Raw genomic sequence first — 25,576 nt, 5'->3', positions numbered from 1 at the left:
GCCCGCCCCATTCGACAGCGCCCGCGAAAGGCGTATAATACCCGACTAAATTACTCTGGTATTCAACCGCAGGCGCTGATCTATGAGCCAAGCCGAACTGGACAAGCTGATTCGCTCCAATTACGAGGCCGGTTTCACCACCACGGTGGACACCGAGACCCTGCCTCCGGGGCTGAGCGAGGATGTCATCCGTTTTCTGTCCGCCAAGAAGGGCGAGCCGGAGTGGATGCTGGAATGGCGGCTGGACAGCTACCGCAAATGGCAGGAAATGCCCTCCCCCAATTGGGCTCACCTGAACCACCCCCCCATTGATTTCAATGAGGTGTCCTACTATTCCAAGCCCAAAAGCCTGGACGATGCCCCGAAGAGCCTCGATGAGGTAGACCCGGAGCTGCTGGCCACCTATGAAAAACTGGGCATCCCCCTGCACGAGCAAGAGATGTTGGCCGGGGTGGCTGTGGACGTGGTGTTTGACTCCTCCTCGGTGTTTACCACCTTCAAGGAGAAGCTCTGGGAAGCCGGGGTCATCTTCTGCTCGATTTCCGAAGCGATTCAGGAACACCCGGAACTGATTCAGAAATACCTGGGTTCCGTGGTGCCCCAAGGCGATAACTTTTACGCCGCCCTGAACAGCGCAGTCTTTTCCGATGGCTCCTTCGTCTATATTCCCAAGGGCGTTCGCTGCCCCATGGAGCTGTCCACCTACTTCCGTATCAACGAAGCCAACACCGGCCAGTTCGAGCGCACCCTGATCATTGCCGACGAAGGCAGCTATGTGAGCTACTTGGAAGGCTGCACCGCTCCCCAGCGGGACGAGAACCAGTTGCATGCGGCAGTGGTTGAGCTGGTTGCCCTGCCCGGCGCCGAGATCAAGTACTCCACCGTGCAGAACTGGTATCCCGGTGACGAGAACGGCAAGGGCGGTATCTACAACTTCGTGACCAAGCGCGGCGTGGCCCACGACAACAGCAAGATCAGCTGGACCCAGGTGGAAACCGGCTCCGCCATCACCTGGAAGTACCCGTCCGTGATCCTGCGCGGTGATAACAGCATCGGTGAGTTCTACTCGGTGGCCCTGACCCGCCACATGCAGCAGGCGGACACCGGCACCAAGATGATCCACCTGGGCAAGAACACCAAGAGCACTATTATCTCCAAGGGCATCTCGGCGGCACGCAGCCAGAACACTTACCGGGGCCTGGTGCGGATCAGCCCCCGCGCGGAAAACGCGCGCAACTTCACCCAGTGTGACTCGCTGCTGCTGGGCGATCAGTGCGGTGCGCATACCTTCCCGTACATCGAGTCGAAGAACCCTACGGCTACCATTGAACACGAGGCCACCACCTCCAAGGTGAGTGATGACCAGATGTTCCTGTGTCGCCAGCGCGGTATCGACCCGGAGAAAGCCGTATCCATGATCGTGAACGGCTTCTGTAAAGAGGTGTTCAAGGAACTGCCCATGGAGTTTGCCGTGGAAGCCGGCAAGCTGCTGGAAGTAAGCCTGGAAGGCGCGGTGGGCTAAGCCCCGACACTAACTACGCCGCAGGAGCTTGCCTGCAAGCGGTACAGCATTGGCAGAGCCCAAATCGCTTGCTGGCAAGCTCCCACAGCAACCCTGAATCAACCCGGCGCCGGACTCCCGGCCCAACCGAAAGGCGCATCAAAACATGCTGGACATTCGTGATCTTCACGCCTCCGTGGCGGACAAGCCGATTCTCAAGGGCCTGAACCTGACCGTTAACCCGGGCGAGGTGCACGCCATCATGGGCCCCAACGGCTCCGGCAAATCCACCCTGGCCAATGTACTGGCCGGTCGTGACAACTACGAGATCACCGGCGGCGAAGCCCTGTTCGAAGGCAAGAGCCTGGCCGATATGGAACCAGAAGAGCGTGCCCAGGCGGGCCTGTTCCTGGCATTCCAGTACCCGGTAGAGATCCCCGGCGTGTCCAACATGGAATTCCTCAAGGCTGCACTGGAGTCCGTTCGCGGCGCCCAGGGCAAGGAAGAGTGGGATTCAGTGACCCTGCTGCGTCAGGCCCGTGCCGCATGCAAGCAAGTCAACCTGGACGCCAGCTTCCTCAAGCGGGGCGTGAATGAAGGGTTCTCCGGCGGCGAGAAGAAGCGCAACGAAATCATGCAGATGATGCTGATGGAACCGAAGCTGGCGCTGCTGGATGAAACCGATTCCGGGCTCGACATCGATGCACTGCAGGTGGTCGCCAAGGGCGTCAACTCCCTGCGCAGTCCGGAGCGCGGCATCGTACTGGTGACTCACTACCAGCGCCTGCTGGACTACATCGTGCCGGACTTCGTCCACGTGCTGTACAACGGCCAGATCATCAAATCCGGCGGCAAGGAACTGGCCCTGGAGCTGGAAGAAAAAGGCTACGGCTGGCTCACCGGCGAGGAAGAATCTGCATGAGTCTTACCCCCACCAATCTGGCACTGGAGCTGAAAACCCAGACCCTGGCCAGCGCCCGGCGTCTGGCTGGTGATAGCGCGGATCTGGGCGAACTGGAAGCGATCAGCTTTCCGGAGCGCAAGACCGAGCGCTGGAAATACACCTCCCTGCTGGCACTGGCAGATGGCCACCTGAACGCTGTAGCCAATGGCGAGCTGGCCAAGCCCCTGCCCGCCCTTAGTGATTTCGTGGTGAGCATCACCAACGGTACGCTTGGCGGCAGCACCTTGCCCGACGGCGTAAGCCTGAAACAGGACAGCCCGGCCGTGAATGGTCTGGATACCCCATTTGCTATCTACAACAGCGCCGTGGCCCAGCCCGTGGTGCTGGAAGTGGCCGCCAACACCCGTATCGAACAGCCGATCCATGTGCAGATCCAGTCCGCCAGCGACGCGCCGGCTCACTGCAATCCCCGCGTGATCGTCAAGCTGAACACCGGGGCTGAAGCCACTGTCATCGAGCATTACCACGCGGAAGGCCAGGCCCTGACCAACGCGGTTACCGCCCTGATCACCGCCGATAACGCCAAACTGACCCATTACCGTCTGCAGGGTGAGCAAGCCGCCACCCTCCACATCGGCACTCTGGTGATTGACCAGCAAGGCGTCAGCACCGTGGACAGCTACCAGCTGATGACCGGCAATCGTCTGCGCCGCAATGACGTCCATGCCCTGGTCAGCAAGAGTGGCGCTGAACTGAACATGAAGGGCATCTTCGTGGTACGCGACAAAAGCCACGTGGACAACCAGATCTGCGTGGAGCACGCCGTGCCCAATTGCGAATCTGACCAGAACTTCAAGGGGCTGGCCGGGGAAAATGGCAAGGCCGTATTCAACGGCCGCATCCATATTCATCCCGGGGCCAGCGGCACCAACGCGGAACTCTCCAACAAGAACCTGCTGCTCAACCCCGGCGCGGAGATCAATACCAAGCCGGAACTGGAAATCTACAACGACGACGTGAAGTGCGCCCACGGCACCACCGTCGGCCAGCTCGACGCCATGCAGCAGTTTTACCTGCAGTCCCGCGGCATCCCGGCCGCGGAAGCCAAGCGCATGCTGAGCCTGGGCTTCGTGAACGAACTGCTGATGTCCCTGCCCCACGAGGCAGTGACCGAATGGGCCCAACCCTGGCTGGAAGCCGAGCTGACCCATGCCAGCCCGGCGGGGGATGCCGCCTGATGACGTTTGATGTGGCAGCCCTGCGCGCCCAGTTCCCGATTCTGGACCAGCAGGTCAACGGCAAGCCGCTGGTCTATCTGGATAACGGTGCCACCACTCAGAAACCGGTGGCGGTGCTCGATGCCCTGCAGAATTACTACCGCAGTGTAAACTCCAATGTGCATCGCGGCGCCCATTATCTGAGTGATGAGGCCACCGGCCAGTTCGAGGGCGCCCGCCAGATCGTGGCTGACTTCCTCAACGCCAGCCGCGAAGAAATCCTCTGGACCAAGGGCACCACCGAGGCCATCAATATCGTCGCCCAGTGCGTGGCCCGCGAGCGCCTTCAGCCCGGCGATGAAGTACTGATCAGCACCAGCGAGCATCACGCCAACATCGTGCCCTGGCAGCAGGCCTGCCTGGCCACAGGGGCCACCCTGAAGGTGATTCCCCTGCGCGACGATTGCAGCCTGGACCAAGACGCTTTCGAGCAGCTTCTCAGCGAAAAAACCAAAATCTTCGCCATCGGCCATGCCAGCAATGCCCTGGGCACCCTGAATCCGGTGAAGGACATGGTGGCCAAGGCCAAAGCCATGGGCGCCATTACCCTGATCGACGGCGCCCAGGCCGTGGCCCACTTCCCGGTGGACGTGCGGGATCTGGACGTGGATTTTTACGCCTTCTCCGGCCACAAGCTGTTCGGCCCCACCGGCATCGGCGTGCTCTACGGCCGCCGCGCGCTGCTGGAAGCCATGCCGCCCTACCAGACCGGCGGCGAGATGATCGAAGTGGTGACGTTCGAGAAGAGCACCTGGAACCAGCTGCCCTACAAGTTCGAAGCCGGCACCCCCAATATTGCCGGGGCGATCGGCCTGGGCGCGGCCATTACCTGGCTCAGTGCCCAGGACCGTGCCGCCCTGGAAGCCCATGAAAATGCCCTGTTGGCCCGTGCCACTGAAAAGGCAGAGGCTTTTGACGGCTTGAAAATCATCGGCACCGCCGCCAGTAAAGTCAGTGTGTTGTCCTTTTTGCTGGACGGCGGGCACCCCGCGGATGTGGGCATGCTGCTGGACAAGCAAGGCGTGGCGGTCCGTACCGGCCATCACTGCACCATGCCGTTGATGGACTCGCTCGGCATTCCGGGGACTGTGCGTGCCTCGTTCTCGATTTATAATACCCTTGATGAGGTGGATCGCCTGTTCGAGGCACTGGAGAAGGTTAAAACCTTTCTCTAGGCCTTGCAGCCACCCCGCTGTAGGAGCGTCGCTTGAGACGCGAAAGGCAGTTACGAGTTGCGAGGAGCAAGTTTCGAAAAGCAAAAGACCAGGAAGATATTCCCGGCAAGGTTTTCGCAACTCGAAACTCGTACCTCGCTTCCAACCATTCGCGCCGCCAGCGACGCTCCTACGGAAAGCTCAACCATGCTTTATGCAAGGTAGGTAATTCATGACGGTTCAGACCTTTCAGCCCGGTCAGATCACTATTCACCTGACCGACGCTGCCAATAAACAGGCCCTGCGGGAAATCGAGCGGGCCCAATCCGCCGGCATCCGTCTGGATCTGGACGAATCCGGCTGCTCCGGGTTCATGTATGTGCTGGACTTCGTCGAAGAGGCCAAAGACGGCGACAAGCTGTTCGTGATCGACGGCGTGAACCTGTACGTGCCTGAAAAGTGGCTACCCATGCTCAACGGCCTGGTCATCGACTACGTCACCGAAGGCGTCAACAGCCTGTTCAAGTTCCGCAACCCCAACGCCACCGGCGAGTGCGGCTGCGGTGAAAGCTTTACTGTCGAAGAGGCCTGACCTTGGCAGAACAACGAACGGTTGTCGTCCAGCGTGATGTACCGGCCCGCAAGGTGCCGGATGGCACCCGTATTACCATTCCGAAGAACAGCTTCGTGAACCTGCGCCAAGCCCTGGGTGGCACCTACACGGTGACCATCAACGGCAATATGGCGCGTATCGACGGTACCGACGCCGATGCCATCGGTCAGGAGCCCCTGGAGCTGAACTTCGCCCCCGCCAATGACGACGGCAGCGTGCGCCAGGACGATCTGGAGAACACCCTGCAGACCATCTTCGACCCGGAAATCCCGGTGAGCATCAAGGAGCTGGGTCTGGTCTACGGCTGCGACGTGATCCGCCGCGACAACCAGAACGTAGTGCAGGTACGCATGACGCTCACCGCCCCCAACTGCGGTATGGGACCGGTACTGGTGGGGGATGTGGAAGATCGCCTGGGCAAGGTCCCCAACGTGGACAAGGTGGAAGTGGCCCTGGTTTTCGACCCGCCCTGGAGCCGCGAGATGATCAGCGAAGAAGCCCAGCTCGAGCTGGGGATGTTTTAAGGGAAGTCAGGCGTCGGAAGTCAGACGTCTGCCCCAGCCCATTACGGTTTTTCTTTTTTGCGTCCGACGTCCGACTTCAGGCGTCCGACCACGGAGTTCAAGCGACGTGTCATTTGATATTCGTAACATCACCCTTGGCGAAAAGATTACCGCCGAAGACATCGCCGAGGATCTGGAATTCCTGGATGACTGGGAAGAGCGTTACCGCTACATCATCGATCTGGGCAAGCAGCTGCCCGGCCTGCCTGATGAACTGAAGACCGAAGACCGGTTCGTGCGCGGATGTCAGAGCCAGGTATGGCTGGAAACCGACTATGACGCTGATGCAGATACCCTGTATCTTGCAGTGGATTCCGATGCATTGATCGTGAAAGGCCTGGCAGCCATTGTCCTGTCCGCACTGAACCGGCAATCCCCCCAAGCCATTCATGACTACGACATGGATAGTTTCTTCGAGCGGATTGACCTGCTCAGCCACCTGAGCCCCACCCGCGGCAACGGCCTGCGCGCCATGGTCGCCAAGATCAAGCATCAGGCGGAGCACCTGGCCGCCTGATCCAGCATTACACCACCTGTTTCGCTGCCAGCTCGCCGCTGCTGAGTCGAAACACAAAGGTCGCGTTCCCCTCCGGCCCCGGCTCGGACGCCAGCAATGTCACCTCTTCATGAAACCAGGCAGCGATGCCCCTTACCGCGCCGGGAATCATCGCAGCCATATTGCGGCTGGAAGCATAGTGAATCTCTACCAGCCCACCGCCGCAGCACTTCACGGTAATACCCGGCGCACGGGCTTCAGGGTCTTTGAGTCTTAGAATACGTTCGTGGGTTTGCTGCAGGTTCACCAGAAAGGAGATCGCGTCACTGTCCTGCGGAATCATGGCCCGATAGAGATGCATCATCGGGGCAATCACCCATTCGCCGAAATCCTCCAGCAGATTGTCCCGACGCAGCCCTGAGGACCTTTCTGCAGCAGTCAACAGCGCCTCCATCTCCTCGTCAGGATAGATCGACACCGGCATATAGGTCTTGCCTTTCAGGCCCGCATCTTCCACTGCATGCTGCCAGATTTCCTCACCCAGAGAAGAATCCAGATAGCGCTTGAAACTGGAAACAATGGCTCCATGCATAATTTGCCTCCCGACTGGTTATATCAACAAACCAGCAAGAGACGTACCCGGAATAGAACCGCCTGGCGGGGCCATGGCGCCGCTCACAACCTGATTTCGTGAGCGGCATCAAACTCAGTGACGCAGGTAGTCACTTAATGCTGAACGAGGTCGATATTTGGCAACCGAAGCCCGCATTCAAACGGCTTCCTGACGCCGCCGGATCCCGGTTCCCGCAGACAAACGGACCGAATAGGTACGGTGGGTGCCCGGCCCCTTCTTCTGCTCAATCAGGGTGGCTTTCTCACCGTAGAAATCGGCTACGCCATACACACAGCCCAGCGCCAGCGCCCCCATGTCCCGATGAGACTGGTATTCCACCTCAAGAATGCCAGGCGACACCTGGGTCACGTTGATGTGTGGCGGCCGCGCAGCATCATCCTTCATACGAACCACCCGCTCATGGATACGTTCTTCCACGTTTTCCAGAAAGGTGGCGGCATCCCAGTCTTCAGGAATGAACGACCGGTACATCTTCATCAAGGGAGGAATCACCCAGGCGCCGAAGTCCTGGAGAATGGCCTCGCGATCCTGGCCTGTGGTCTCGACCGCAGCCGCTATCAGCGCATCCAGATCAGAATCCGGATACATACTGATCGGGATAAACGCCTTGCCAAGCAAGCCCGCCTTTTCGCGCAGGCCGTCCCAGGCCGGCTCGCCCAGCTTTTCGACCACGTATTTCTGGAGGTTGGAAATAATCACACCGTGCATGGTCCCGCTCCCTTGATGATGGTTCATCCACCATAGCAAGCGGGCACGCCCGTACAGAAAACCGTTCAGCCGAGGTAAAGCACCGTTAGCCCGCCTTGCGCAGCCGTTTCACGACATCGATCACATTTTGAACGGCAGACTCGATATCGGCCTCAGTGGTAAACCGCCCCACGGAGAAGCGGATGGAACCATGGGCCAGATCATCTGGCACCCCCATGGCCTTGAGCACATAGGACGGCTCCAGGGAGGCCGACGTACAAGCTGAACCGGAAGACACCGCCACCCCATTCATGGCAGTCAGCAGCATCTCGCCATCCACATCGGCAAAGGCCACATTCAGATGCCCCGGCAGACGCGGACTCTCGCCGCCATTGATGCTGACGCCTTCCAGCTCGCTGATGCCCTGCCAAAGACGATCTCGCAGGGCGGCAATGCGCGCGCCCTCCTCCTCACGCTGGCCAGCCGCCAGTGCGAACGCCTCGCCCATACCCACAATCTGGTGGGTCGGCAAGGTACCAGAACGCATGCCACGCTCATGGCCGCCACCATGGATTTGTGCCGCCACTTTCACCCCCGGCGCCCGGCGCACATACAAAGCGCCGATACCCTTGGGGCCGTAGACTTTGTGAGCACACACTGACACCAGATCCACCGGCATGGCCTGAACATCCAGCGACAACTTACCCACGCTCTGGGCCGCGTCGGTATGGAACAGCACCCCTCGCTCACGACACAGGCCACCGATGGCTTCGATATCGTTGATCACCCCGGTTTCATTATTGGCATGCATCACTGACACCAGCACCGTGTCATCGCGCAGCGCTTCCTCTACGGAATCCGGCGAGATACGGCCATCCGCCGCAGGCTTCAGATAGGTCACAGCATGGCCCTGCTGCTCCAGCCACTTGCAGGCATCCAGCACAGCCTTGTGCTCGGTGGCGCCAGTAATCACATGGCCACCGCCACGCGCCTCAATAACCCCTTTCAGGGCCAGGTTGTTGGCTTCCGTAGCGCCACTGGTCCAGACGATCTCGCGGGGGTCAGCGTTAAGCACATCCGCCACCTGACGCCGGGCATTCTCCACCGCCTCTTCCGCCAGCCAGCCATACAGATGGCTGCGGGAAGCCGGGTTGGCAAAGGTTCCCTCGGGGCCGAGATGACGCACCATCACGTCCACCACCGCCGGATCCACCGGGGTGGTGGCGGCGTAATCAAGATAAACAGCTTGGCTCATGGCAAAGATTGAAACCCGTTGTGTGCAAGGCTTTGAATGAGGGGGAAATTATAAGGACGTTGGGCTCATTGAGCGAATCGGCTGGTTAGGCCGGACATCTGACGCCAACCCCAAACCATCCGGCCTGATTATTTTCGTCCGATATCAGACTTCAGAGGTCCGACCGTTTTCTAAAGACTATTCACAGGCAGCCGTTGATGGCGATCCTGACGCTCGGCGATCTGCTTCACTTCTTGCCGCGACACCAGCTCTCCCAGGGTAATCCCGCCAAGGAAGTTCTGGATCTGGTCAGAGAGGTCGCACCACAGGTGATGGGTCAGGCAGGTGTCCCCTTCCTGACAGTCGCCCTGGCCGCCACAACGAGTGGCATCCACCGGTTCATCCACCGCCGAAATCACCGAGGCCACATCAATCTCCTCGCTGGCACGACTCAACTGGTAGCCACCCCCCGGGCCTCGCACGCTACTCACCAGACCGTTACGGCGCAACTTGGCAAACAGCTGCTCCAGATAGGAAATGGAAATACCCTGACGATCCGAAATGTCCGCCAGCGACACCGGGCCGGCTGCAGCGTGCAAGGAAAGATCCAGCATCGCCGTGACCGCATAACGGCCCTTGGTAGTCAGTCGCATATCCACACCCTTTTTATGTGTATTACCTGCTGAAGCCTAATAATCCCGACCATTTCAGTCAAGTATTCAAACCCGATAATGACAACGATTCTCAATTAAGACAAGAGATCCCCAAATCGTTCCCCTATTTCACCAGCATTCGCTCCGGTCTGGCTAAACATTACCCAGCTGAACCGACAAAGCTTGACACCCGCACCCACCTCACGGAAAATTCGCGGCCTCGAATGGCAAGGTAGCTCAGCTGGTTAGAGCACAGCACTCATAATGCTGGGGTCGGCGGTTCAAGTCCGCCCCTTGCTACCAAACAAAAGAAAAGGCTTGGCGGAAACGCCAAGCCTTTTTTTTTTGTGCTATGAAAAATTCAACGCTTGCTGCAACGTTTTTTTGCTCAGGATCCACTTAAGGCCGGATCACAAAATAATAGTTGTCACTGAGCCTGAGACGTAGACATTCAGGTTCATCGTTACGGTCTTCCCATTCAACGTCCTGGACCCCCAGATCAAACGCGGCAGTGTTCCTTGCAATGGATTTGAGGCGTTCGAGGTCGTTCGATTCGGTGATCAGTACAGGGGGAATAGGGGTGGCTGTGCCACGGTGTTCGCGAAACAGTTTCATTGTTATCTCTCCTTAGCGCATTCCAAAGGTTCCGCTACGCTCTGGATCACTACCGCTGCATCATCGGCTGCGGCATTGTCCTGGTTCCTTTTTTATCAATGTTTCCCGCGCTGGCGAGATTGCTGGCAGGCGACAAAAATGGCCTGACCCCTTCGCCTTCGCTTCATTGCCTTATTTTGATACCGGATTCCGGCGGCCATCGCAATTATCTACTTTTCTCATATACAAAGAATGTGACAGACGGCATTTCTTATCAGGCTTTCAGCGACTTTCCATTAAATAACAATTGGTTAGCAAACAATCAGCTCCTGGCGGGTTTCAGCTGCCGCAATTGCCATTAAGGCACCGTGCCGGCAGGCGGGGAATTTTCTCCCAGCACGCGACCGTTGACCGTCTTACCGTACTGACTGAATCCATGCTGATGTAACCGGTTCGCCGTTGCCGTGACCGAGCCCTCAAAGCGCGGATCCTGAGGGCGCTCCTGACTGTTGATATACAGGGCCACATCCCAGGCCTGCTGTTCTGTGAGTGTGGGTTTCCCCAGGGGCATGGCGGCCTTGATAAAACGCGCGGCCTTGTCCACATGATGCATGCCGGCACCCCAGTTGTAGGAACGCGCCCCCCACAATGGAGGAAAGCCGATGGAGCCGTCAGCGGCCCGTTGCCCCTGGCCATCGGCGCCATGACAGAACGCGCAGTTGTCCTGGTAAACCCTTTCGCCACGGTCATAGGCAGGGGCCTGCTGCGGATCAGCGATGGCAGGGAACCCTTTACTTTGTAGCTTTTCCCCTGCTCGAGTGCCCTGAGCCAACCAGTAGGAATACGCCTCCAGCGCCTGGATGATCTCACCACCACGGGGCGGGGCCTTGCCGTTCATGCTGTACATGAAGCACCCCTGCAAGCGCTCAGCGAAGTCATTCACGTGATCATTTTTACTGCGATAGGCGGGATACTTGGGCCAGGCGGCACGCATGGGGGCGGTTTTTTCATAACGACCGGCATCCAGGTGACAGTTTCGGCAGTTGAGATCATTGCCCACGTAAGCACTGGCCTCGTCACGAGTATGGGTAAAGATCCGCTCGCCCTTGCGTACCATATCGCCAAAGGGACCTTCAGGCATGGCACTTCTCGGTGGCGGCCCGGGATCAGTAGCGGGGCCGCTGACGGCAGGAACAGCGGGCGCTGCTTCCACCGGAGACGGGGGCAAGGCCTCGCTCTCGGCCCGGTAGTCAGGGCGGTCGCCGGCCAGGAAAACACCGGCTTCCCAGGCGATACCCGCCAGGAAGGCGCAAGTGGTCACCACGATGATGACGATCTTATTCATGGCCACTCTCCGTTACTGCAGGCAGGGAGGCAAAGTAGGCCGCCACCGGCGCCAGATCCTCGCCTTTTAAAGAGCGGGCTATGCTAGTCATCAGCCCCATGGGATCACCTGCGCGCTTGCCGGAGCGCCAGGCTTCCAGCTGATCCTGCAGATAACGGGCCGGCTGACCTGCCAGGGCAGGAAAGTCCTCACCGATGCCGGTTCCGTCCGGTCCATGGCACTGTACACAGGCGGGTATACCTTGTTCCCAGCGCCCCCGTTGCGCTAGTTGCCGGCCGGCCTCATTGATGTTTGTGAAGCCGGTGTTGGCAGAGGGCTTCACAGACAGGCCACTGAAGTGCCTGGCCAGTGCCTGGCGCTGGGCAGCCGTCAAGCTGGCAGCCTGGGGTTTCATGATGGCGTTCTCACGCTGACCACTGGCAAAGGCCTCCAGCTGGGCAACCAGGTAGCGCTCCCCCAGTCCGGCCAGGCGCGGATAATTGGCCACACCCTGTCCCTCCGGCCCATGGCAGGCGGCACAGGTCTGCAGCAGCGTATCAAGAGGTTGGGCGGTGGCGGCCTCTTCCTGGGCACAGCCCAAGGCGGCCAACAACAACATGCTTGCGGTGGCCCCGATCCGGGTCATCACTGACGCACCCTCCATGGCATTGGTCAGAGATAACACTAGCACCACCCGGCGCTATAGCACCACCAGGTGGTTGGGCAGTTCATTTTTTTCCCGGGTGGCGGGAACGTGGGCGGCAAGCTTGTCACCACAGGCTGTCACGGCTTCCTGGAACCCCTGGGCAACCTGGCCAGCTTTTACCCGACGGACAAAGGCATCAACGATGGCCTGCCATTCCTCGTCGCTGACATGCCGGGCGATGCCCTGGTCTGCCAGGATCTCCACATAGTGCTCCGCTTCACTGACGAAAATCAGCAGGCCGGTGTCATCACGAGTATGGTGCAGACCCTGCTGCAGGAAAGCCGTCCGCGCCAGACTGGCGGCACGCTGTCGTTGCAGGCCGCGGGGCACCAGCCGGAACTGGACCGGCTTGAAACGAAACAGCACCGCCAGCACCAGCAATACTCCCCATTGCAGTAACAGGGCCTCGAAACTGGTTAACCAGTGCGGAACAAACAGCAACACCGCAGGCACCAGCAGGGACAGCAGCGCCGCCCACAACGTTGTAATGTAGCGATAGTCGTCGGCCTGATGTGCCAGCACTGTCACCAATTCAGCGTCAGTGCGTTTTTCCTGTTCATTGATGGCCGCAGCCAGATCGGCCTGGGCCTGTTTATCCAGCAACATCACCAACCTCCCGAGGCGCCACCGCCTCCAAAACCGCCACCGCCGCCGCCGAAGCCGCCGCCACCAAATCCACCTCCGCCGAAGCCTCCTCCCCCCATGGGCATGGGCAGGAACATGAAACCTCCACGACGACCGCCGCGACCGCCGCCTCCGCCGAATGACAGCAGGAAGGTGAGTACGATCATGATGCCAAGGATACCCAGAACCTTGAGCCCAGAGGGCTTTTGGCGAGGCTGGCGGGTGCCGGCGTATTCACCCTTGATGGCCGCCTGGATGGCGGTAACACCAGCCTGAATACCGCCGTAAAACTGGCCCTGGCGGAACGCAGGCAGAATTTCCTGCTGAACAATGACACTGGAAAGCGCATCCGTCAGCGCCCCTTCCAGGCCGTACCCCACTTCAATGCGGACCTTGCGATCATTGGGGGCCACAATCAGCAACACACCGTTGTCGTTGTCCTTGCTGCCGATACCCCAGTGACGCCCCAGCTGATAGCCATAATCGGCAATATCGTAGCCCTGCAAATCCGCCAGGGTGACCACCACCACCTGATTGGAAGAGTTTTGCTCCGCCGCCGCCAGGGAACCGGTGAGACTCTGCACCTGGGCCGGCGTCAGCAGCCCGGCCTGGTCCACCACCCGACCAGTGAGTTCGGGGAAATCCGGCGCCGCCCATAACGGGCGGGCCAGTAATAGCAGGGTGAGTATAAGAAAACGCATCATTCGAAGCTGACAGCCGGCGCCTCGTCGGCACCTTCCGAGGTGGCTTCATAGGTGTCGCGTACTTCCATATCGCTGTACAGGAAGCTATGCCACAGACGGCCCGGGAAGGTACGAATTTCCGTGTTATAGATCTGTACTGCTGCAATGTAATCCCGCCGCGCCACGCTGATACGGTTTTCGGTGCCTTCCAGCTGGGATTGCAGAGCCAGGAAGTTCTGGTTGGCCTTCAGGTCCGGGTAGCGCTCGGCGACCACCATCAAGCGCTGCAAGGCGGAACCGAGCTGGCGCTGGGCCTGCTCGAACTGCTGCAACTTTTCCGGGTTGTCGAGCATGTTGCCGTCCACCTGGATGGAGCCCACCTTGGCCCGCGCCTGGGTCACGTCCACCAGCACTTCCTGCTCGTGGGCCGCGTAGCCCTTCACCGTGTTGACCAGATTGGGAATCAGGTCAGCGCGACGCTGATACTGGTTTTCCACCTGGCTCCAGGCGGCCTTAACCTGCTCATCATAGGTGGGAATGTTGTTGATCCCGCAACCGCTCAACCAGCCCGCCAGCATGACCAGCAAAAAACTACGCCAGATTGTCATCCGCTTTTTCTCCATCATTTTCAATCCAGATCGACAGCGGCGTCCTGCGTTTTTCATCACGCAGCGCCGCCAGTAATTTGTCCTTGTTGCGCCGGCTAAGCCCTTTCAGCCGGGCTTCCAGCTGGCTGGCCGAGGAACGATCGCCACCGGGCACCAATAAAACCGGCACCACCGGACGACGCACACGGGTGTAGCGTGCCCCTTTGGGGCTGTGATTATGCTCATGGAAGCGGCGAGCCGGCTGCGTGCAGATACCGGTGTACAGAGACTGGTCCGCACACCTCACCATATAGACCCACCACTGTTGCATGCTTTTACATCTGTCTTTGAAATCATTGCTATGATGCCAGAGACGTTTCAGACAACAAGGACGAAAAATGGTTACGTATCTCTATTGGTTTCTGGTTGCCGTTCTGGTCATCGCTGCGCTTGTGGGTATTGGTGCCCGTGCCGGCAAATGGAAACCTGCGGTGATCATCGCAGTGATCATCTGGCTGGTGGCAACCCTGGCCTATTACTTCTGGCTGCAACAGGTGTTCGTGAAGCGCTTTGGCGGCACCATGAGCATCACCATTCCGGAAGAGCACTATCACCTCAATGCCACCTGGAAAGATGACAACCTGTGGATTGAGGATTACGACCCGGCCACCAACGAGTGTATTTTCCGTGAGTACTCCCGCGGCAACATGCTACAGGGCAAAGTGGTCCTGAAAAACTGCAACCCGTTGGGCGCCCGCGGCATGGCACCACTGGTACCGGCAGCCGAGTAACACGCTGTTTGGCCTTCCCCTGTTCCGGTGATGACGCTACCCTTCTGCCCTTTAGCGATCACCGGAACAGGATTCCCCATGAGCAACTCCGTCGAAACCCTGCTATTTGCCCTGAACCTGATGCCTGAAGTCGTGGCTTTCGAGCAGGTACAAGCTACCATCGACGAACACTACGACTACACCCCCGCCCGCTTTACCAATGGCAGTGGCGACGACATGATGGTAAACGAGGCCGGTACCAACGAAGGCTCCTGCAAGATCTTCGCCTTCGCCAAGCTGCACAAGCTCAGCGATGAGCAGACCCTGGCCTGCTTTGGGCACTTCTTCCGGGACCACGTACTGAGCAACCCGCAAGGCGATGACCACGCCAACATCCGCACCTTCATGCGCCACACGCTGGCTGACGTGACGTTCGATAGCGACGCATTAACTCCCAAGACCCGCTGACCTTCGCGTGCCGTTGACCTGCCGGGCGCAATAGTGCGGGATCAACTGTAAGGGGGAGCCACCGTGATTCGCCATCTCTACACCATACTGATCACGCTGACGCTGGCTGCGCCTATGCCAGCCTTCGCAGGGGACGCGAATGGCGACTGCGCAGCCCTGTTCAACACCCAGGTGCGCAAGCTGCATTCCAAAGAATTTCTGGATCTCTGCGCGCTCACGGCCAACCGCACCACCCTGGTGGTGAATACGGCCAGCCGTTGCGGTTATACCGGTCAGTTCCGAGGTCTGGAGACACTCTACCAGCGGTACAAAGACCAGGGGCTGGTCATTCTCGGCTTCCCCTCCGACGATTTTCGCCAGGAACTTGACGACGAGGGTGACACCGCCAAGGTGTGCTACATCAATTACGGTGTGACTTTTCCCATGGCCGCCACCAGCAGTGTAAAGGGACGTGGAGCCAACCCGGTGTTCAAGGCGTTGGGAGATGCCAGCCAAGCCCCGGGCTGGAACTTCAACAAATACCTCGTTTCCCCCGACGGCAGTCAGATTCAGCACTTCCCGGCATCATCGAAGCCGATGGGAGGAGAACTTGAGAGTGCGATCAAGGCGGTGTTACAAACTCCCACCAGTGGGCAGTAGAACCCCTGCGCGCAGGCTGTTATGGTCGATAGTTCCACTTTTAACCTGGGACAGGGCCCGTGAAGGTTCTTAGCAGCAAAGAACAGCAGCGTCATCGCCTGGAGCGCGATATGCAACGCTTTCTGGAGAAAGGTGGATCCATCCGTGAAGTCCCCAGCGGAGTCAGTGGTGCCGACCCGGTCAGCGGCAAGGGCCATCAGACGGTCCTCTTCAACGGCCCCCGTGAAACCAGCCGTACCGATCTCAGTCAGGTGGCGGCCACCATTGATGCCCGCAAGCACAAACCCCGCCGTCAACGGCTCAACCCGCGTCCCCAGCGCAAGCTGCTCTACGATGATTTTGGCGAACCCCTTCGCTGGGTCTGGCAGGATTGATCCGTGTGCGCAACGCGAAAGGCCGGACGCCTGACGCGAAACCCTGAAATCATCTTCAACCGCTAGCAAGAGGAAAGGCAATGAAACGGCTTGGGCTGTTTATCCTGTTTCTGGTCATGGGCCATGGCGCCCGCGCCGACATCATCGAAACCCGCGTGACGCTGCCTGACAACCTGGGCACCGGCGTCATGTACCTCAACGACAAGCAGAAGGAGCCCTCTGCCGGGGTTATCGTGGTACATGAATGGTGGGGGCTCAATGATTACGCCCGCGACCGCGCCCGCCTGCTGGCCAAGGAAGGGTTTGTTGCCTTGGCCGTGGACATGTACGGCACCGGTAAAGTGGCGACTCACCCCAAAGATGCCACCGCCTTCATGGAAACCGCGCTGGCAGAGCCGGAAAAGATGAACGCCCGTTTTGAGGCCGCCCGTAAAATGCTGCTCAAGCAACAGCAGGTGGATCCAAAGCGGGTATTCGCCATCGGTTACTGTTTCGGCGGTGCTGTGGTGCTGAACCAGGCACGCAGCGGGGCTGATCTGGCCGGCGTCGCCAGCTTCCATGGCTCCCTGGGCACGAAGACCCCGGCCAAGGCTGGGGAGATCAAGGCGAAAGTACTGGTGGCCACGGGGCAGGCCGACCCCATGGTTCCCGCAGAACAGGTCAGCCAGTTCGTTACCGAAATGACCGCTGCTGGCGTGGATCTGCGCCTGCTCAGTTTCCCCGGTGTGAAACACAGTTTCACCAACCCTGGCGCTGATGCCGTGGCAAAACGCTTTGAGCTACCCGTTGGCTACGATGCCCATGCCGACCTCACCAGCTGGGACGCGCTCATGGACTTCATGGCGGACTGACTCGCACCAAACAAGGGCGCCAGCACGGCTGGCGCCCCATCTCAATGCAGCTGTTTGCGCTGCGCGCCCCTCCCCCTCTCCAAGCCCTTGTTTTCATTATCTCTCACAAGTTGGCACCCCACTTGCAAAACCCCCGTTGAGGAATCGAATGGCACGCAAGCCATCACGCACTCAACACAATTTGCGAAATAGACAGCTAGGGTTCCGGTCTCCCTGAGGGAGATGTCTGGTCCGAGAGCGGTCGACCTTCCTGGCACCGAGCAATCGGCTGAAGGTTACACGGCGGGACAAAAGCCCGGGAGAGCACGATGACAGCAGTGTCATTGGATTCCTCTCCGTCCGTAGCCAAGGAGGTCCGAGATGACCCATTCCGTACGCAAGACAGCTGCCGCTGCAGCGCTTTCCCTGTTTGCCGCCCTGACTCCAGCCAGTGCCCTGGCCAAAGATTCTTTCAGCGTCTGCTGGTCCATCTATGTAGGCTGGATGCCGTGGGACTATGGCGCCCAGCAAAAGATCGTCGACAAGTGGGCTGACAAATACGACATCAACATCGATGTGGTACAGATCAACGACTACGTGGAGTCCATCAATCAGTACACCGCCGGCGCCTACGACGGCTGCGCCATGACCAACATGGATGCCCTGACCATTCCCGCCGCAGGTGGCGTGGATTCCACCGCCCTGATCGTGGGCGATTTTTCCAACGGTAACGACGGCATCGTGCTCAAGGGCACCGACAAGCTGGCCGATATCAAGGGCCAGAATGTGAATCTGGTGGAACTGTCTGTTTCCCACTATCTGCTGGCCCGCGCCCTGGACACTGTTGGCCTGAGCGAGAAAGACCTGACTGTGGTGAATACCTCTGATGCCGATCTGGTATCCGCGTTCACCACCGATGACGTAACTGCGGTGGCAACCTGGAACCCGCTGCTCAGCGAAATCACCGCCATGCCGGACAGCCACAAGGTGTTCGACTCTTCCAGGATCCCGGGCGAAATCATCGACCTGATGGTGGTCAACACCGAGACCCTGAAAGCCAACCCGGACTTCGGCAAGGCGCTTACCGGTGCCTGGTATGAAATCATGGCCACCATGTCCGCTGAGGACGACGCCGGCAAGGCCGCTCGCACTTTCATGGCCAAGGCATCCGGTACCGATCTGGCGGGTTACGAAGCCCAGCTGGCTTCCACCCGCATGTTCTACAACGCCAGCGAAGCGGTGGAATTCGTCAATAGCGCCGAGCTCAAAGACACCATGCAGAAAGTGGCGGAATTCTCTTTCGAACACGGCCTGCTCGGTGAGGGCGCCCCGGACGCCGGCTTTGTCGGTATCGAAACCCCGGTTGGCGTTTTCGGCAGCGAAGGCAATGTGCAGCTGCGCTTTATCCCGGACTACATGGCCATGGCAGCCGACGGGAAGCTGTAGAGCTAGCAACGTCGGACGTCTGATATCAGGCGTCTGACGCTTCCAACATCACCGGGAAATGCCATGAAGAAACTGATCAATCGCCAACCGGGCAAACCTGCCAGTTGGGCCCTGGGTCTGCTGCCCTTTGTGCTGCTGATAATCTTCTATACGCTGGCCTCCGACGCACGGCTGACGGAAAACCCCAACGACAAGCTGCTGCCGGCACTGGACAGTTTTGTCCAGGCTATCAACCGCATGGCGTTCGAACCCAGCAAACGAAGTGGCGAGTACCTGCTTCTGGCCGACACGCTGGCCAGCCTGCAACGGCTCGGTATCGGTGTGGCCATCAGCGCCCTGATCGCCATTATCGTCGGCATTGGCAATGGTACCATCCCGCTGATTCGTTCCACCTTTTCCCCCCTGGTAACCGGCCTGTCACTGGTACCACCCATGGCAATCCTGCCCGTGCTGTTCATCATTTTCGGGCTGGGCGAACTGGCCAAGGTGATGCTCATCATTATCGGCATTACCCCCTTTATGATTCGTGATCTGCAGCAGCGGGCGATGGAAATTCCCCGTGAGCAGATCATCAAGTTACAGACGTTGGGCGCCAACACCTGGCAGATCATCACCCGCCTGGTATGGCCACAACTGATGCCGCGGCTGATCAGTGCGGTGCGCCTCTCACTCGGGCCGGCCTGGCTGTTCCTGATCGCCGCCGAAGCCATCGCCGCCACCGAAGGGTTGGGCTACAGGATCTTCCTGGTACGCCGCTACCTGTCCATGGACGTGATTCTTCCCTACGTGGTGTGGATCACCCTGCTGGCGTTTGCCATCGACTTTATCCTCACCCGCTATTCGCAATGGCGTTATCCCTGGTTCCACCAGCAAGGACATTAAGATGGCGATCATCGAAATGAAAAACCTGTGGAAGGAATACGGTGACCAGATCGTCCTGGAACGACTCAACGCCACCGTTCAGGAAGGTGAATTCGTCACCATCGTCGGCGCCTCTGGCTGCGGCAAGACCACCTTCCTCAAGCTCCTTCTCGGTACCGAAGAAGGCACCCGGGGCGAACTGTTGCTGGACGGTCAGCCGCTGCCCGCTGAGCCGGATGAGAGCCGCGGCATCGTATTTCAGCGCTACTCGGTTCTGAATCACCTGACTGCGCTGGAAAACGTGATGCTGGGAGGCGAGCTGCAAAGCAACCGCTGGCTGGGCATGACGTTTGGCAAAAAACGCCGTCAGCTTCGCCAGGAAGCAAGGGACATGCTGGAGAGCGTCGGGCTAGGCCATGCCGTCGACAAGTATCCCCATGAACTTTCCGGCGGTATGCAGCAACGTCTGGCGCTAGCCCAGGCATTGATCAAGCGGCCACGTATCCTGCTGCTGGACGAGCCCTTCGGCGCCCTGGATCCCGGCATTCGTGCCGACATGCACAAACTGGTGCTGAAACTCTGGAAAGAACAAAACCTGACGGTGTTCATGATCACCCACGACATCACCGAAGGGTTCTACCTCGGCACCCGGCTGTGGGTGTTCGACAAGCCCCGTCTGGACCCCCAGGCCCCCGGCGCCTACGGCGCCAGAGTGACCTACGATCTGCCGGTGGGCGACTGCCAGAGTGGCACCCTCAGCGATATTAATCAGAACGTCAGAAAAACCAGCCGCGTTCTTAACGACACCCTGTGACTCAGACCCAAATACAAAGGACTTCACCATGAGCGAAAGCCTTTACACCACCACCCTGCCCGGCAGCGCCCACTGGTCGCTGCAGGTGCGCCGCGGCATGCAGCTGCGTCTGACGGATATGGAAGGCGGCGCCAATCTGGCCATGCTGATGTACAACCCGGAGATGCTGCTGGAACGCTATAACGCCCCGGACAGTCTCAAGGGCCAGCACACTTTCAAACTCACCAAAGGCAACTGCCTCTACTCCGACATGGGGCGCGTGTTCGCCTCCATCGTGGAAGATGACTTCGGCTGGCACGACACTGTCTGTGGCACCCTCAGCGAGAAAACCCTGAAGGAAAAATATGCGGTACGTTCCTATCAGGATTGTCACAACCAGTGGACCCTGAGCGGCGAGCACAGTTTTCTCACCGAACTCGCCAAGTACGGCCTTACCGAACGGGACATGGCTGCCAACCTGAACCTGTTTTCCAAAGTGGCCGCCGATGACGACGGCAATTTGAAATTTGATCCCTCTGCGGCAAAAGCCGGTGCCAGCGTCACCCTGCGATTCGAAATGGACACCCTGGTAATCCTGCACACCTGCCCGCACCCGCTGAATCCGGCAGAGGAATACCCGATGAAACCGGTGCAGATCGAGATGCTGAAAGCCGAGCCCGTTACGGAGGACGATTACTGCAGAAATTTCCGTCCGGAAAACGGCCGAGCCTTCGAAAACAACCGCCTCTACCACCTGGGATTGTAAGAAGCTGCAAGCCACAAGCTTCAAGCTACAAGGAAAGCAACATGATCAAAGAAAGCCAACTGCAACCGGAACAGGCCAGCTTCCGCGAGATAGTGGCGGCCGGTGACTACTTCATTCGCACCATCCAGAAAGGTCAGACCGTGCGTCTTCTGGATCTGGAAGGCAACCAGGCCGCCGACACGCTGTTCTACAGTGCCAACGACCCCGCTGAGCGTTACAGCGCCATGGACACTATTCGCGAGCAAGGCAATGTCTACCTCACCGCCGGCACCGTGTTGATGAGCAATCGCATGAACCCGTTGCTGGAAATCGTGGCCGACACCTGCGGTCGTCACGACACCCTGGGCGGCGCCTGCGCCACGGAAAGCAACACCGTGCGTTATGACCTGGAAAAGCGCTGCATGCATGCCTGCCGCGATAGCTGGATGCTGGCCGTGAACGAACACCCGGAGTTCCATCTTGCCAAGCAGGACATCACGCACAACATCAACTTCTTCATGAATGTGCCGGTGACCGCAGAAGGCGGCCTGACCTTTGAAGACGGGATTTCAGCGCCGGGTAAATACGTGGAACTGACCGCCTGTATGGATACGGTAATCCTGATTTCCAACTGTCCGCAGCTGAACAATCCCTGCAACGGCTATAACCCGACCCCCATTGAAGTGCTGATCTGGGACTAAGCCACAACACAGCAGCATTCCCCGGGGACGACCCTGGCGGCCAAAGGATTTCATGGCGGGACGACCCGTCATCTGTCGAAGAGACGCAGCCATGTTCAACAAGGTTCTGATTGCCAACCGCGGCGCCATTGCCACCCGTGTTATCCGTACCCTCAACAACCTTGGCGTAAAGGCCGTAGCAGTATTTGCCGAGGCAGACAGGGATTCCCTGCATGTGCGTTACGCCGACGACGCATTCTGCCTGGGCGAAGGTAGCGCCCGTGACACCTACCTGAATCAGGATGCCTTGTTTGCCCTGATGGAAGAACAGGGTGTGGACGCCGTGCACCCCGGCTACGGGTTTCTCAGTGAAAACCCGGACTTTGTACAAGGCTGCGAGTCTCGCGGGATCGCCTTCATCGGCCCGACCCCGGAACAGATGGATACCTTCGGTCTCAAACACACCGCCCGCGCACTGGCAGAAAAAACCGGCGTCCCCCTCCTGCCCGGCACCGACCTGCTCACCGACAGGGACGCTGCACGTAAAGCCGCAGACACAATTGGCTACCCGATAATGCTCAAGAGCACCGCCGGTGGTGGCGGCATCGGCATGCAGATCTGTGAAAATCCCGACAGCCTGGACAAGGCCTGGGACAGCGTCCGCCGACTCAGCGCCAACAACTTTTCCAACGACGGCGTCTTTATTGAAAAATATATCGCCCGCGCCCGTCACATTGAGGTGCAGGTATTTGGTGATGGCAATGGCAAGGCCGTGACTCTCGGCGAGCGGGACTGTTCCGCCCAACGCCGCCACCAGAAAGTGCTGGAAGAAACCCCGGCCCCCAACCTGCCCGACAATGTTCGCCGCGAGCTTCAGGATACTGCCCGGGCATTGATGGAAGCGGTGCAATACCGCAATGCCGGTACGGTGGAATTCATTCTTGATCAGGACACCAACGCCTTTTACTTCCTGGAAGTGAATACCCGCCTGCAAGTGGAGCATGGCGTTACCGAACAGATTTTTGGCGTGGACCTGGTGGAATGGATGGTCAAACTGGCCGCCGGGGATTTGCCGGCGCTAGATACCCTGGGGCCGTTCATCCCCAATGGTCACGCCATCCAGGCCCGGGTTTATGCGGAAGATCCCAACAAGGATTTCCAGCCCAGCGCCGGTCTGCTTACCGCTGTTAGCTTTCCGGAAGCCGACGGCAAACAGGTGCGTATTGACCACTGGGTGGAAGCGGGCCTCACCGTCTCGCCGCTGTTCGACCCCATGCTCGCCAAAGTGATCATCCACGAAGTTGACCGTGACCAAGCGCTGGCGGCGCTGAGCAGCACGCTGGATGCCATTACCCTGGAAGGCATTGAGACCAACCGCGAATACGTTCGCGCCATTCTGGCTGATCCAGTGTTCGCGGAAGGTCGCATGACCACCCGCTACCTGAACGGCTTCAACCACCAGCCCTTTACAGTGGATGTTGTGGCGGGCGGCACCATGACCACCGTGCAGGATTATCCTGGCCGCAGTGGCTACTGGCCGGTGGGGGTACCGCCGTCAGGCCCGTTCGATAATCTCAGCTTCCGGCTTGGCAACCGTCTGTTGGGTAATGATGAGCACGCGGCTGGCCTGGAATTTACCCTCAATGGCCCGACCCTCAAATTCAATCAGGTCACCCGCATTGCCCTCACCGGTGCAGACATGGACGCCACACTGGATGGCCGTCCTGTCGAGAGGTATCAGTCCGTTGACGTGAAACCCGGCCAGGTGTTGAAGCTGGGCAAGGTCTGCGGCGAGGGTGCCCGTGCCTACCTGGCCATTGCCGGCGGCATTCAGTGCACGCCCTATCTGGGCTCGCGCAGCACCTTTACCCTCGGCCAGTTTGGTGGTCACGGCGGCCGCGCCCTGCGCACCGGCGATGTGCTGCACGTTGCAGAAGATACTGGCACTCCCAGTCAGTTCGAGGTACCGGATAACCTGAAACCTGCGCTAGGAAAACAGTGGACTCTGCGGGTGATCTACGGCCCCCATGGCGCACCGGACTTTTTCACCGACGATGACATGGCCATGTTTTTTTCCACCGACTGGCAGGTGCACTACAACTCCAGCCGGACCGGTATCCGTCTGGTGGGTCCGAAACCGAATTGGGCGCGCAGTGACGGAGGGGAAGCCGGCATGCATCCCTCCAATATTCACGACAATGCCTACGCCGTGGGCACCGTGGATTTCACCGGTGACATGCCCGTGATCCTTGGTCCGGATGGTCCATCCCTTGGCGGCTTTGTCTGCCCGGCGACGGTGGTGCTCGCAGACCGTTGGAAGCTCGGCCAACTCAAAGCCGGTGATACGCTGCGCTTCGAAGCCATCAGTCTGGAAGACGCGGATGCCTTGGCCGAAGAACAGGACGCCTGCATAGCAGGCTTGAGTGAACCGGTGAAGCAGGTTGGAAACGTCGAGATCACCACACCGATACTCACTACCCTTTCAGAAGAAGAGGCCGGCGTAGAGGTGGTTTACCGTGCCGCGGGTGACCGCTACCTGCTGGTGGAATACGGGCCGCTGATACTGGACCTGCGCCTGCGTTTCCGCGCCCACGCCCTGATGCTGTGGCTGGAAGAACAGCAACTGGATGGCGTGATCGAACTCACTCCCGGTATCCGATCGCTGCAGATTCATTTCAATCCGCTGCAACTAGCGCGCAGTACATTACTGAAAAAACTGGTGGAGGCTGAGCGTACCCTGCAGCAACAGGATGATCTGGAAGTCCCGTCACGCATCGTGCATATCCCGCTGAGCTGGGATGACGAGGCCTGTCATCAAGCCATCGAGAAATACATGCAATCGGTGCGCAAGGATGCGCCCTGGTGTCCCTCCAACCTGGAATTTATCCGCCGCATTAACGGGCTCGACAGCATTGATGACGTGAAAGCGATTCTGTTCAGCGCCAGCTATGTGGTGATGGGGCTCGGCGATGTGTATCTGGGCGCACCCGTGGCCACACCCTACGATCCGCGGCACCGTCTGGTCACCACCAAGTACAACCCGGCCCGCACCTGGACCGCAGAAAACTCCGTGGGTATCGGCGGCGCCTACCTGTGTGTCTATGGCATGGAAGGCCCGGGAGGTTACCAGTTCGTGGGCCGTACCCTGCAGATGTGGAACCGTTACCGCAAAACCGAGGCGTTCGACAAACCCTGGCTGCTGCGCTTCTTCGACCAGATTCGTTTCTACGAAGTCAGCCACGAGGAGCTCAACCAGATCCGACGGGATTTCCCCAAGGGGGACTACCCGATCCGAATTGAAGAGACCACCTTCAACCTGAGCGAGTACCAGCGTTTTCTGGATGACAACCAACACGACATCGCCCAGTTTACCGAGGCCCGCAATCAGGCCTTTGATGAAGAACTGCAACGCTGGGTGGAAAGCGGTCAGATCAACTTCCAGTCTGAACAGGATCTGGATGCGGACAACAGCGGGGAAGACGTCGATGGCACCCGGGTGGAATCCCCTACCGCCGGCAATATCTGGAAACTGAACGTGGCCGAAGGGGACGTGGTGAAGGAAGGGGACGTGGTCGCCGTGCTGGAATCCATGAAAATGGAAATCGAAATCACCGCCCCGGAATCCGGCAAGGTGGTCGCCATTTCCCGCCAGGAAGGCCAACAGATCAATGCTGGCCAGGCAATCATGGTGTTGAATTAAAAGCAGCTTCCAGCTATGAGAAAAACAGGTTTTATC

General features: G+C 59.1%; 29 protein-coding genes, 1 tRNA gene and 1 riboswitch. Of the genes, 19 read left to right on the top strand and 11 right to left on the bottom strand.

The annotated features are described in order from the left end of the window. The first annotated feature begins 82 nt into the window (after window positions 1–82). The 7 genes from sufB to GQF00_RS12780 all read left to right on the top strand — a co-directional run bounded on the left by sufB (window position 83) and on the right by GQF00_RS12780 (window position 6,529). Window positions 83–1,522: a Fe-S cluster assembly protein SufB gene (sufB, locus tag GQF00_RS12810; RefSeq protein ID WP_161319545.1), complete on the top strand. Its 1,440-nt coding sequence runs from the start codon at window positions 83–85 to the stop codon at window positions 1,520–1,522. A 145-nt stretch (window positions 1,523–1,667) separates the two neighbouring features. After that, complete coding sequence (sufC, locus tag GQF00_RS12805; protein ID WP_161319544.1) at window positions 1,668–2,423, top strand: Fe-S cluster assembly ATPase SufC; 756 nt, start codon at window positions 1,668–1,670, stop codon at window positions 2,421–2,423. After that, on the top strand, window positions 2,420–3,643 hold the full coding sequence (gene sufD, locus GQF00_RS12800) for a Fe-S cluster assembly protein SufD (RefSeq protein WP_161319543.1): 1,224 nt from the start codon (window positions 2,420–2,422) through the stop codon (window positions 3,641–3,643). The genes sufC and sufD overlap by 4 nt, the downstream gene beginning before the upstream one ends. Next, the gene (locus GQF00_RS12795) at window positions 3,643–4,857 is read left to right on the top strand and encodes an aminotransferase class V-fold PLP-dependent enzyme (RefSeq protein WP_161319542.1); all 1,215 of its coding nucleotides are present in this window, start codon (window positions 3,643–3,645) and stop codon (window positions 4,855–4,857) included. Before sufD ends, GQF00_RS12795 begins: the two co-directional genes overlap by 1 nt. A 211-nt stretch (window positions 4,858–5,068) precedes the next feature. Continuing rightward, on the top strand, window positions 5,069–5,428 hold the full coding sequence (locus tag GQF00_RS12790; protein WP_161319541.1) for an iron-sulfur cluster assembly accessory protein: 360 nt from the start codon (window positions 5,069–5,071) through the stop codon (window positions 5,426–5,428). A 2-nt stretch (window positions 5,429–5,430) separates the two neighbouring features. Next, window positions 5,431–5,973, top strand: coding sequence for a putative Fe-S cluster assembly protein SufT (gene sufT, locus GQF00_RS12785; RefSeq protein WP_161319540.1), 543 nt, complete (start codon window positions 5,431–5,433; stop codon window positions 5,971–5,973). 106 nt (window positions 5,974–6,079) lie between these two features. Next, the gene (locus GQF00_RS12780; RefSeq protein ID WP_161319539.1) at window positions 6,080–6,529 is read left to right on the top strand and encodes a SufE family protein; all 450 of its coding nucleotides are present in this window, start codon (window positions 6,080–6,082) and stop codon (window positions 6,527–6,529) included. Between the two features lie 7 nt (window positions 6,530–6,536). Here GQF00_RS12780 and GQF00_RS12775 read toward each other — a convergent pair whose 3' ends face one another. The 4 genes from GQF00_RS12775 to iscR all read right to left on the bottom strand — a co-directional run bounded on the left by GQF00_RS12775 (window position 6,537) and on the right by iscR (window position 9,716). After that, window positions 6,537–7,100 carry a heme NO-binding domain-containing protein gene (locus tag GQF00_RS12775; RefSeq protein WP_161319538.1) on the bottom strand — a complete coding sequence of 188 codons (564 nt, stop codon included), beginning with the start codon at window positions 7,098–7,100 and terminating at the stop codon, window positions 6,537–6,539. 177 nt (window positions 7,101–7,277) lie between these two features. After that, window positions 7,278–7,850, bottom strand: coding sequence for a heme NO-binding domain-containing protein (locus GQF00_RS12770; RefSeq protein ID WP_161319537.1), 573 nt, complete (start codon window positions 7,848–7,850; stop codon window positions 7,278–7,280). A gap of 85 nt (window positions 7,851–7,935) precedes the next feature. Beyond that, a complete protein-coding gene (locus tag GQF00_RS12765) occupies window positions 7,936–9,084 on the bottom strand; it encodes an IscS subfamily cysteine desulfurase (RefSeq protein WP_161319536.1) in 1,149 nt (382 codons plus the stop codon). A 170-nt stretch (window positions 9,085–9,254) separates the two neighbouring features. Beyond that, window positions 9,255–9,716: a Fe-S cluster assembly transcriptional regulator IscR gene (gene iscR / locus GQF00_RS12760; protein WP_161319535.1), complete on the bottom strand. Its 462-nt coding sequence runs from the start codon at window positions 9,714–9,716 to the stop codon at window positions 9,255–9,257. A 226-nt stretch (window positions 9,717–9,942) separates the two neighbouring features. Here iscR and GQF00_RS12755 point away from each other — a divergent pair. Next, a tRNA-Met gene (locus GQF00_RS12755) sits at window positions 9,943–10,019 on the top strand. Between the two features lie 96 nt (window positions 10,020–10,115). On the opposite strand, the gene GQF00_RS12750 is transcribed toward GQF00_RS12755, so the two are convergent. From GQF00_RS12750 to GQF00_RS12720, 7 genes are all read right to left on the bottom strand, one after another. Further along, window positions 10,116–10,331, bottom strand: coding sequence for a hypothetical protein (locus GQF00_RS12750; protein WP_161319534.1), 216 nt, complete (start codon window positions 10,329–10,331; stop codon window positions 10,116–10,118). A 337-nt stretch (window positions 10,332–10,668) separates the two neighbouring features. Further along, complete coding sequence (locus GQF00_RS12745; RefSeq protein WP_161319533.1) at window positions 10,669–11,655, bottom strand: c-type cytochrome; 987 nt, start codon at window positions 11,653–11,655, stop codon at window positions 10,669–10,671. Then, on the bottom strand, window positions 11,648–12,319 hold the full coding sequence (locus GQF00_RS12740) for a c-type cytochrome (protein WP_161319532.1): 672 nt from the start codon (window positions 12,317–12,319) through the stop codon (window positions 11,648–11,650). The genes GQF00_RS12745 and GQF00_RS12740 overlap by 8 nt, the downstream gene beginning before the upstream one ends. A gap of 15 nt (window positions 12,320–12,334) precedes the next feature. Beyond that, complete coding sequence (locus GQF00_RS12735) at window positions 12,335–12,946, bottom strand: TPM domain-containing protein (protein WP_161319531.1); 612 nt, start codon at window positions 12,944–12,946, stop codon at window positions 12,335–12,337. Continuing rightward, window positions 12,946–13,668 carry a YgcG family protein gene (locus GQF00_RS12730; protein WP_370519500.1) on the bottom strand — a complete coding sequence of 241 codons (723 nt, stop codon included), beginning with the start codon at window positions 13,666–13,668 and terminating at the stop codon, window positions 12,946–12,948. Before GQF00_RS12730 ends, GQF00_RS12735 begins: the two co-directional genes overlap by 1 nt. Then, window positions 13,665–14,255: a LemA family protein gene (locus GQF00_RS12725; protein ID WP_202560493.1), complete on the bottom strand. Its 591-nt coding sequence runs from the start codon at window positions 14,253–14,255 to the stop codon at window positions 13,665–13,667. The genes GQF00_RS12730 and GQF00_RS12725 overlap by 4 nt, the downstream gene beginning before the upstream one ends. Next, window positions 14,239–14,565 (bottom strand): GIY-YIG nuclease family protein, encoded by a 327-nt coding sequence (locus tag GQF00_RS12720; RefSeq protein ID WP_161319530.1) that lies wholly within the window; start codon window positions 14,563–14,565, stop codon window positions 14,239–14,241. Before GQF00_RS12720 ends, GQF00_RS12725 begins: the two co-directional genes overlap by 17 nt. Window positions 14,566–14,632: 67 nt before the next feature. On the opposite strand from GQF00_RS12720, the gene GQF00_RS12715 reads away from it, so the two are divergent. From GQF00_RS12715 to uca, 11 genes are all read left to right on the top strand, one after another. After that, window positions 14,633–15,025 (top strand): hypothetical protein, encoded by a 393-nt coding sequence (locus tag GQF00_RS12715; RefSeq protein ID WP_161319529.1) that lies wholly within the window; start codon window positions 14,633–14,635, stop codon window positions 15,023–15,025. 78 nt (window positions 15,026–15,103) lie between these two features. Then, window positions 15,104–15,472: a HopJ type III effector protein gene (locus GQF00_RS12710; RefSeq protein WP_161319528.1), complete on the top strand. Its 369-nt coding sequence runs from the start codon at window positions 15,104–15,106 to the stop codon at window positions 15,470–15,472. A gap of 63 nt (window positions 15,473–15,535) precedes the next feature. After that, window positions 15,536–16,111 carry a glutathione peroxidase gene (locus tag GQF00_RS12705; RefSeq protein WP_370519499.1) on the top strand — a complete coding sequence of 192 codons (576 nt, stop codon included), beginning with the start codon at window positions 15,536–15,538 and terminating at the stop codon, window positions 16,109–16,111. 59 nt (window positions 16,112–16,170) lie between these two features. After that, entirely contained in the window at window positions 16,171–16,485 is a 315-nt protein-coding gene (locus tag GQF00_RS12700) for a hypothetical protein (protein ID WP_161319527.1), read from the top strand. An 80-nt stretch (window positions 16,486–16,565) separates the two neighbouring features. Continuing rightward, a complete protein-coding gene (locus tag GQF00_RS12695) occupies window positions 16,566–17,336 on the top strand; it encodes a dienelactone hydrolase family protein (protein ID WP_161319526.1) in 771 nt (256 codons plus the stop codon). A gap of 185 nt (window positions 17,337–17,521) precedes the next feature. Then, window positions 17,522–17,640: riboswitch (guanidine-I (ykkC/yxkD leader) on the top strand. Window positions 17,641–17,696: 56 nt separating this feature from the next. Beyond that, on the top strand, window positions 17,697–18,761 hold the full coding sequence (locus GQF00_RS12690; protein ID WP_161319525.1) for a putative urea ABC transporter substrate-binding protein: 1,065 nt from the start codon (window positions 17,697–17,699) through the stop codon (window positions 18,759–18,761). 63 nt (window positions 18,762–18,824) lie between these two features. Further along, window positions 18,825–19,643: an ABC transporter permease gene (locus GQF00_RS12685; RefSeq protein WP_161319524.1), complete on the top strand. Its 819-nt coding sequence runs from the start codon at window positions 18,825–18,827 to the stop codon at window positions 19,641–19,643. 1 nt (window position 19,644) lies between these two features. Further along, window positions 19,645–20,436 (top strand): ABC transporter ATP-binding protein, encoded by a 792-nt coding sequence (locus GQF00_RS12680; protein ID WP_161319523.1) that lies wholly within the window; start codon window positions 19,645–19,647, stop codon window positions 20,434–20,436. A gap of 28 nt (window positions 20,437–20,464) precedes the next feature. Continuing rightward, window positions 20,465–21,181, top strand: a complete 717-nt coding sequence (locus tag GQF00_RS12675; protein ID WP_161319522.1) for an urea amidolyase associated protein UAAP1 — start codon at window positions 20,465–20,467, stop codon at window positions 21,179–21,181. Window positions 21,182–21,222: 41 nt separating this feature from the next. Further along, entirely contained in the window at window positions 21,223–21,861 is a 639-nt protein-coding gene (locus GQF00_RS12670) for an urea amidolyase associated protein UAAP2 (RefSeq protein ID WP_161319521.1), read from the top strand. 91 nt (window positions 21,862–21,952) lie between these two features. After that, window positions 21,953–25,540, top strand: a complete 3,588-nt coding sequence (gene uca, locus GQF00_RS12665; protein ID WP_161319520.1) for an urea carboxylase — start codon at window positions 21,953–21,955, stop codon at window positions 25,538–25,540. The last annotated feature ends 36 nt before the right edge of the window (window positions 25,541–25,576 follow it).

The organism is Alcanivorax sp. DP30 (assembly GCF_009882945.1).
Lineage (GTDB): Bacteria > Pseudomonadota > Gammaproteobacteria > Pseudomonadales > Alcanivoracaceae > Alcanivorax.
Note: the sequence above shows the minus strand (reverse complement) of the source record. Positions and strands in the feature narration are given on the sequence as shown.

What these genes read in the sequence shown, in the direction of transcription:
- sufB (WP_161319545.1), top strand. Translation starts at nt 83, where the DNA reads ATGAGCCAAGCCGAACTGGACAAGCTGATTCGCTCCAATTACGAGGCC.
- sufC (WP_161319544.1), top strand. Translation starts at nt 1,668, where the DNA reads ATGCTGGACATTCGTGATCTTCACGCCTCCGTGGCGGACAAGCCGATT.
- sufD (WP_161319543.1), top strand. Translation starts at nt 2,420, where the DNA reads ATGAGTCTTACCCCCACCAATCTGGCACTGGAGCTGAAAACCCAGACC.
- GQF00_RS12795 (WP_161319542.1), top strand. Translation starts at nt 3,643, where the DNA reads ATGACGTTTGATGTGGCAGCCCTGCGCGCCCAGTTCCCGATTCTGGAC.
- GQF00_RS12790 (WP_161319541.1), top strand. Translation starts at nt 5,069, where the DNA reads ATGACGGTTCAGACCTTTCAGCCCGGTCAGATCACTATTCACCTGACC.
- GQF00_RS12775 (WP_161319538.1), bottom strand. Translation starts at nt 7,100, where the DNA reads ATGCATGGAGCCATTGTTTCCAGTTTCAAGCGCTATCTGGATTCTTCT.
- GQF00_RS12770 (WP_161319537.1), bottom strand. Translation starts at nt 7,850, where the DNA reads ATGCACGGTGTGATTATTTCCAACCTCCAGAAATACGTGGTCGAAAAG.
- GQF00_RS12765 (WP_161319536.1), bottom strand. Translation starts at nt 9,084, where the DNA reads ATGAGCCAAGCTGTTTATCTTGATTACGCCGCCACCACCCCGGTGGAT.
- iscR (WP_161319535.1), bottom strand. Translation starts at nt 9,716, where the DNA reads ATGCGACTGACTACCAAGGGCCGTTATGCGGTCACGGCGATGCTGGAT.
- GQF00_RS12750 (WP_161319534.1), bottom strand. Translation starts at nt 10,331, where the DNA reads ATGAAACTGTTTCGCGAACACCGTGGCACAGCCACCCCTATTCCCCCT.
- GQF00_RS12745 (WP_161319533.1), bottom strand. Translation starts at nt 11,655, where the DNA reads ATGAATAAGATCGTCATCATCGTGGTGACCACTTGCGCCTTCCTGGCG.
- GQF00_RS12735 (WP_161319531.1), bottom strand. Translation starts at nt 12,946, where the DNA reads ATGTTGCTGGATAAACAGGCCCAGGCCGATCTGGCTGCGGCCATCAAT.
- GQF00_RS12730 (WP_370519500.1), bottom strand. Translation starts at nt 13,668, where the DNA reads ATGATGCGTTTTCTTATACTCACCCTGCTATTACTGGCCCGCCCGTTA.
- GQF00_RS12725 (WP_202560493.1), bottom strand. Translation starts at nt 14,255, where the DNA reads ATGACAATCTGGCGTAGTTTTTTGCTGGTCATGCTGGCGGGCTGGTTG.
- GQF00_RS12720 (WP_161319530.1), bottom strand. Translation starts at nt 14,565, where the DNA reads ATGCAACAGTGGTGGGTCTATATGGTGAGGTGTGCGGACCAGTCTCTG.
- GQF00_RS12715 (WP_161319529.1), top strand. Translation starts at nt 14,633, where the DNA reads ATGGTTACGTATCTCTATTGGTTTCTGGTTGCCGTTCTGGTCATCGCT.
- GQF00_RS12710 (WP_161319528.1), top strand. Translation starts at nt 15,104, where the DNA reads ATGAGCAACTCCGTCGAAACCCTGCTATTTGCCCTGAACCTGATGCCT.
- GQF00_RS12695 (WP_161319526.1), top strand. Translation starts at nt 16,566, where the DNA reads ATGAAACGGCTTGGGCTGTTTATCCTGTTTCTGGTCATGGGCCATGGC.
- GQF00_RS12690 (WP_161319525.1), top strand. Translation starts at nt 17,697, where the DNA reads ATGACCCATTCCGTACGCAAGACAGCTGCCGCTGCAGCGCTTTCCCTG.
- GQF00_RS12685 (WP_161319524.1), top strand. Translation starts at nt 18,825, where the DNA reads ATGAAGAAACTGATCAATCGCCAACCGGGCAAACCTGCCAGTTGGGCC.
- GQF00_RS12680 (WP_161319523.1), top strand. Translation starts at nt 19,645, where the DNA reads ATGGCGATCATCGAAATGAAAAACCTGTGGAAGGAATACGGTGACCAG.
- GQF00_RS12675 (WP_161319522.1), top strand. Translation starts at nt 20,465, where the DNA reads ATGAGCGAAAGCCTTTACACCACCACCCTGCCCGGCAGCGCCCACTGG.
- GQF00_RS12670 (WP_161319521.1), top strand. Translation starts at nt 21,223, where the DNA reads ATGATCAAAGAAAGCCAACTGCAACCGGAACAGGCCAGCTTCCGCGAG.
- uca (WP_161319520.1), top strand. Translation starts at nt 21,953, where the DNA reads ATGTTCAACAAGGTTCTGATTGCCAACCGCGGCGCCATTGCCACCCGT.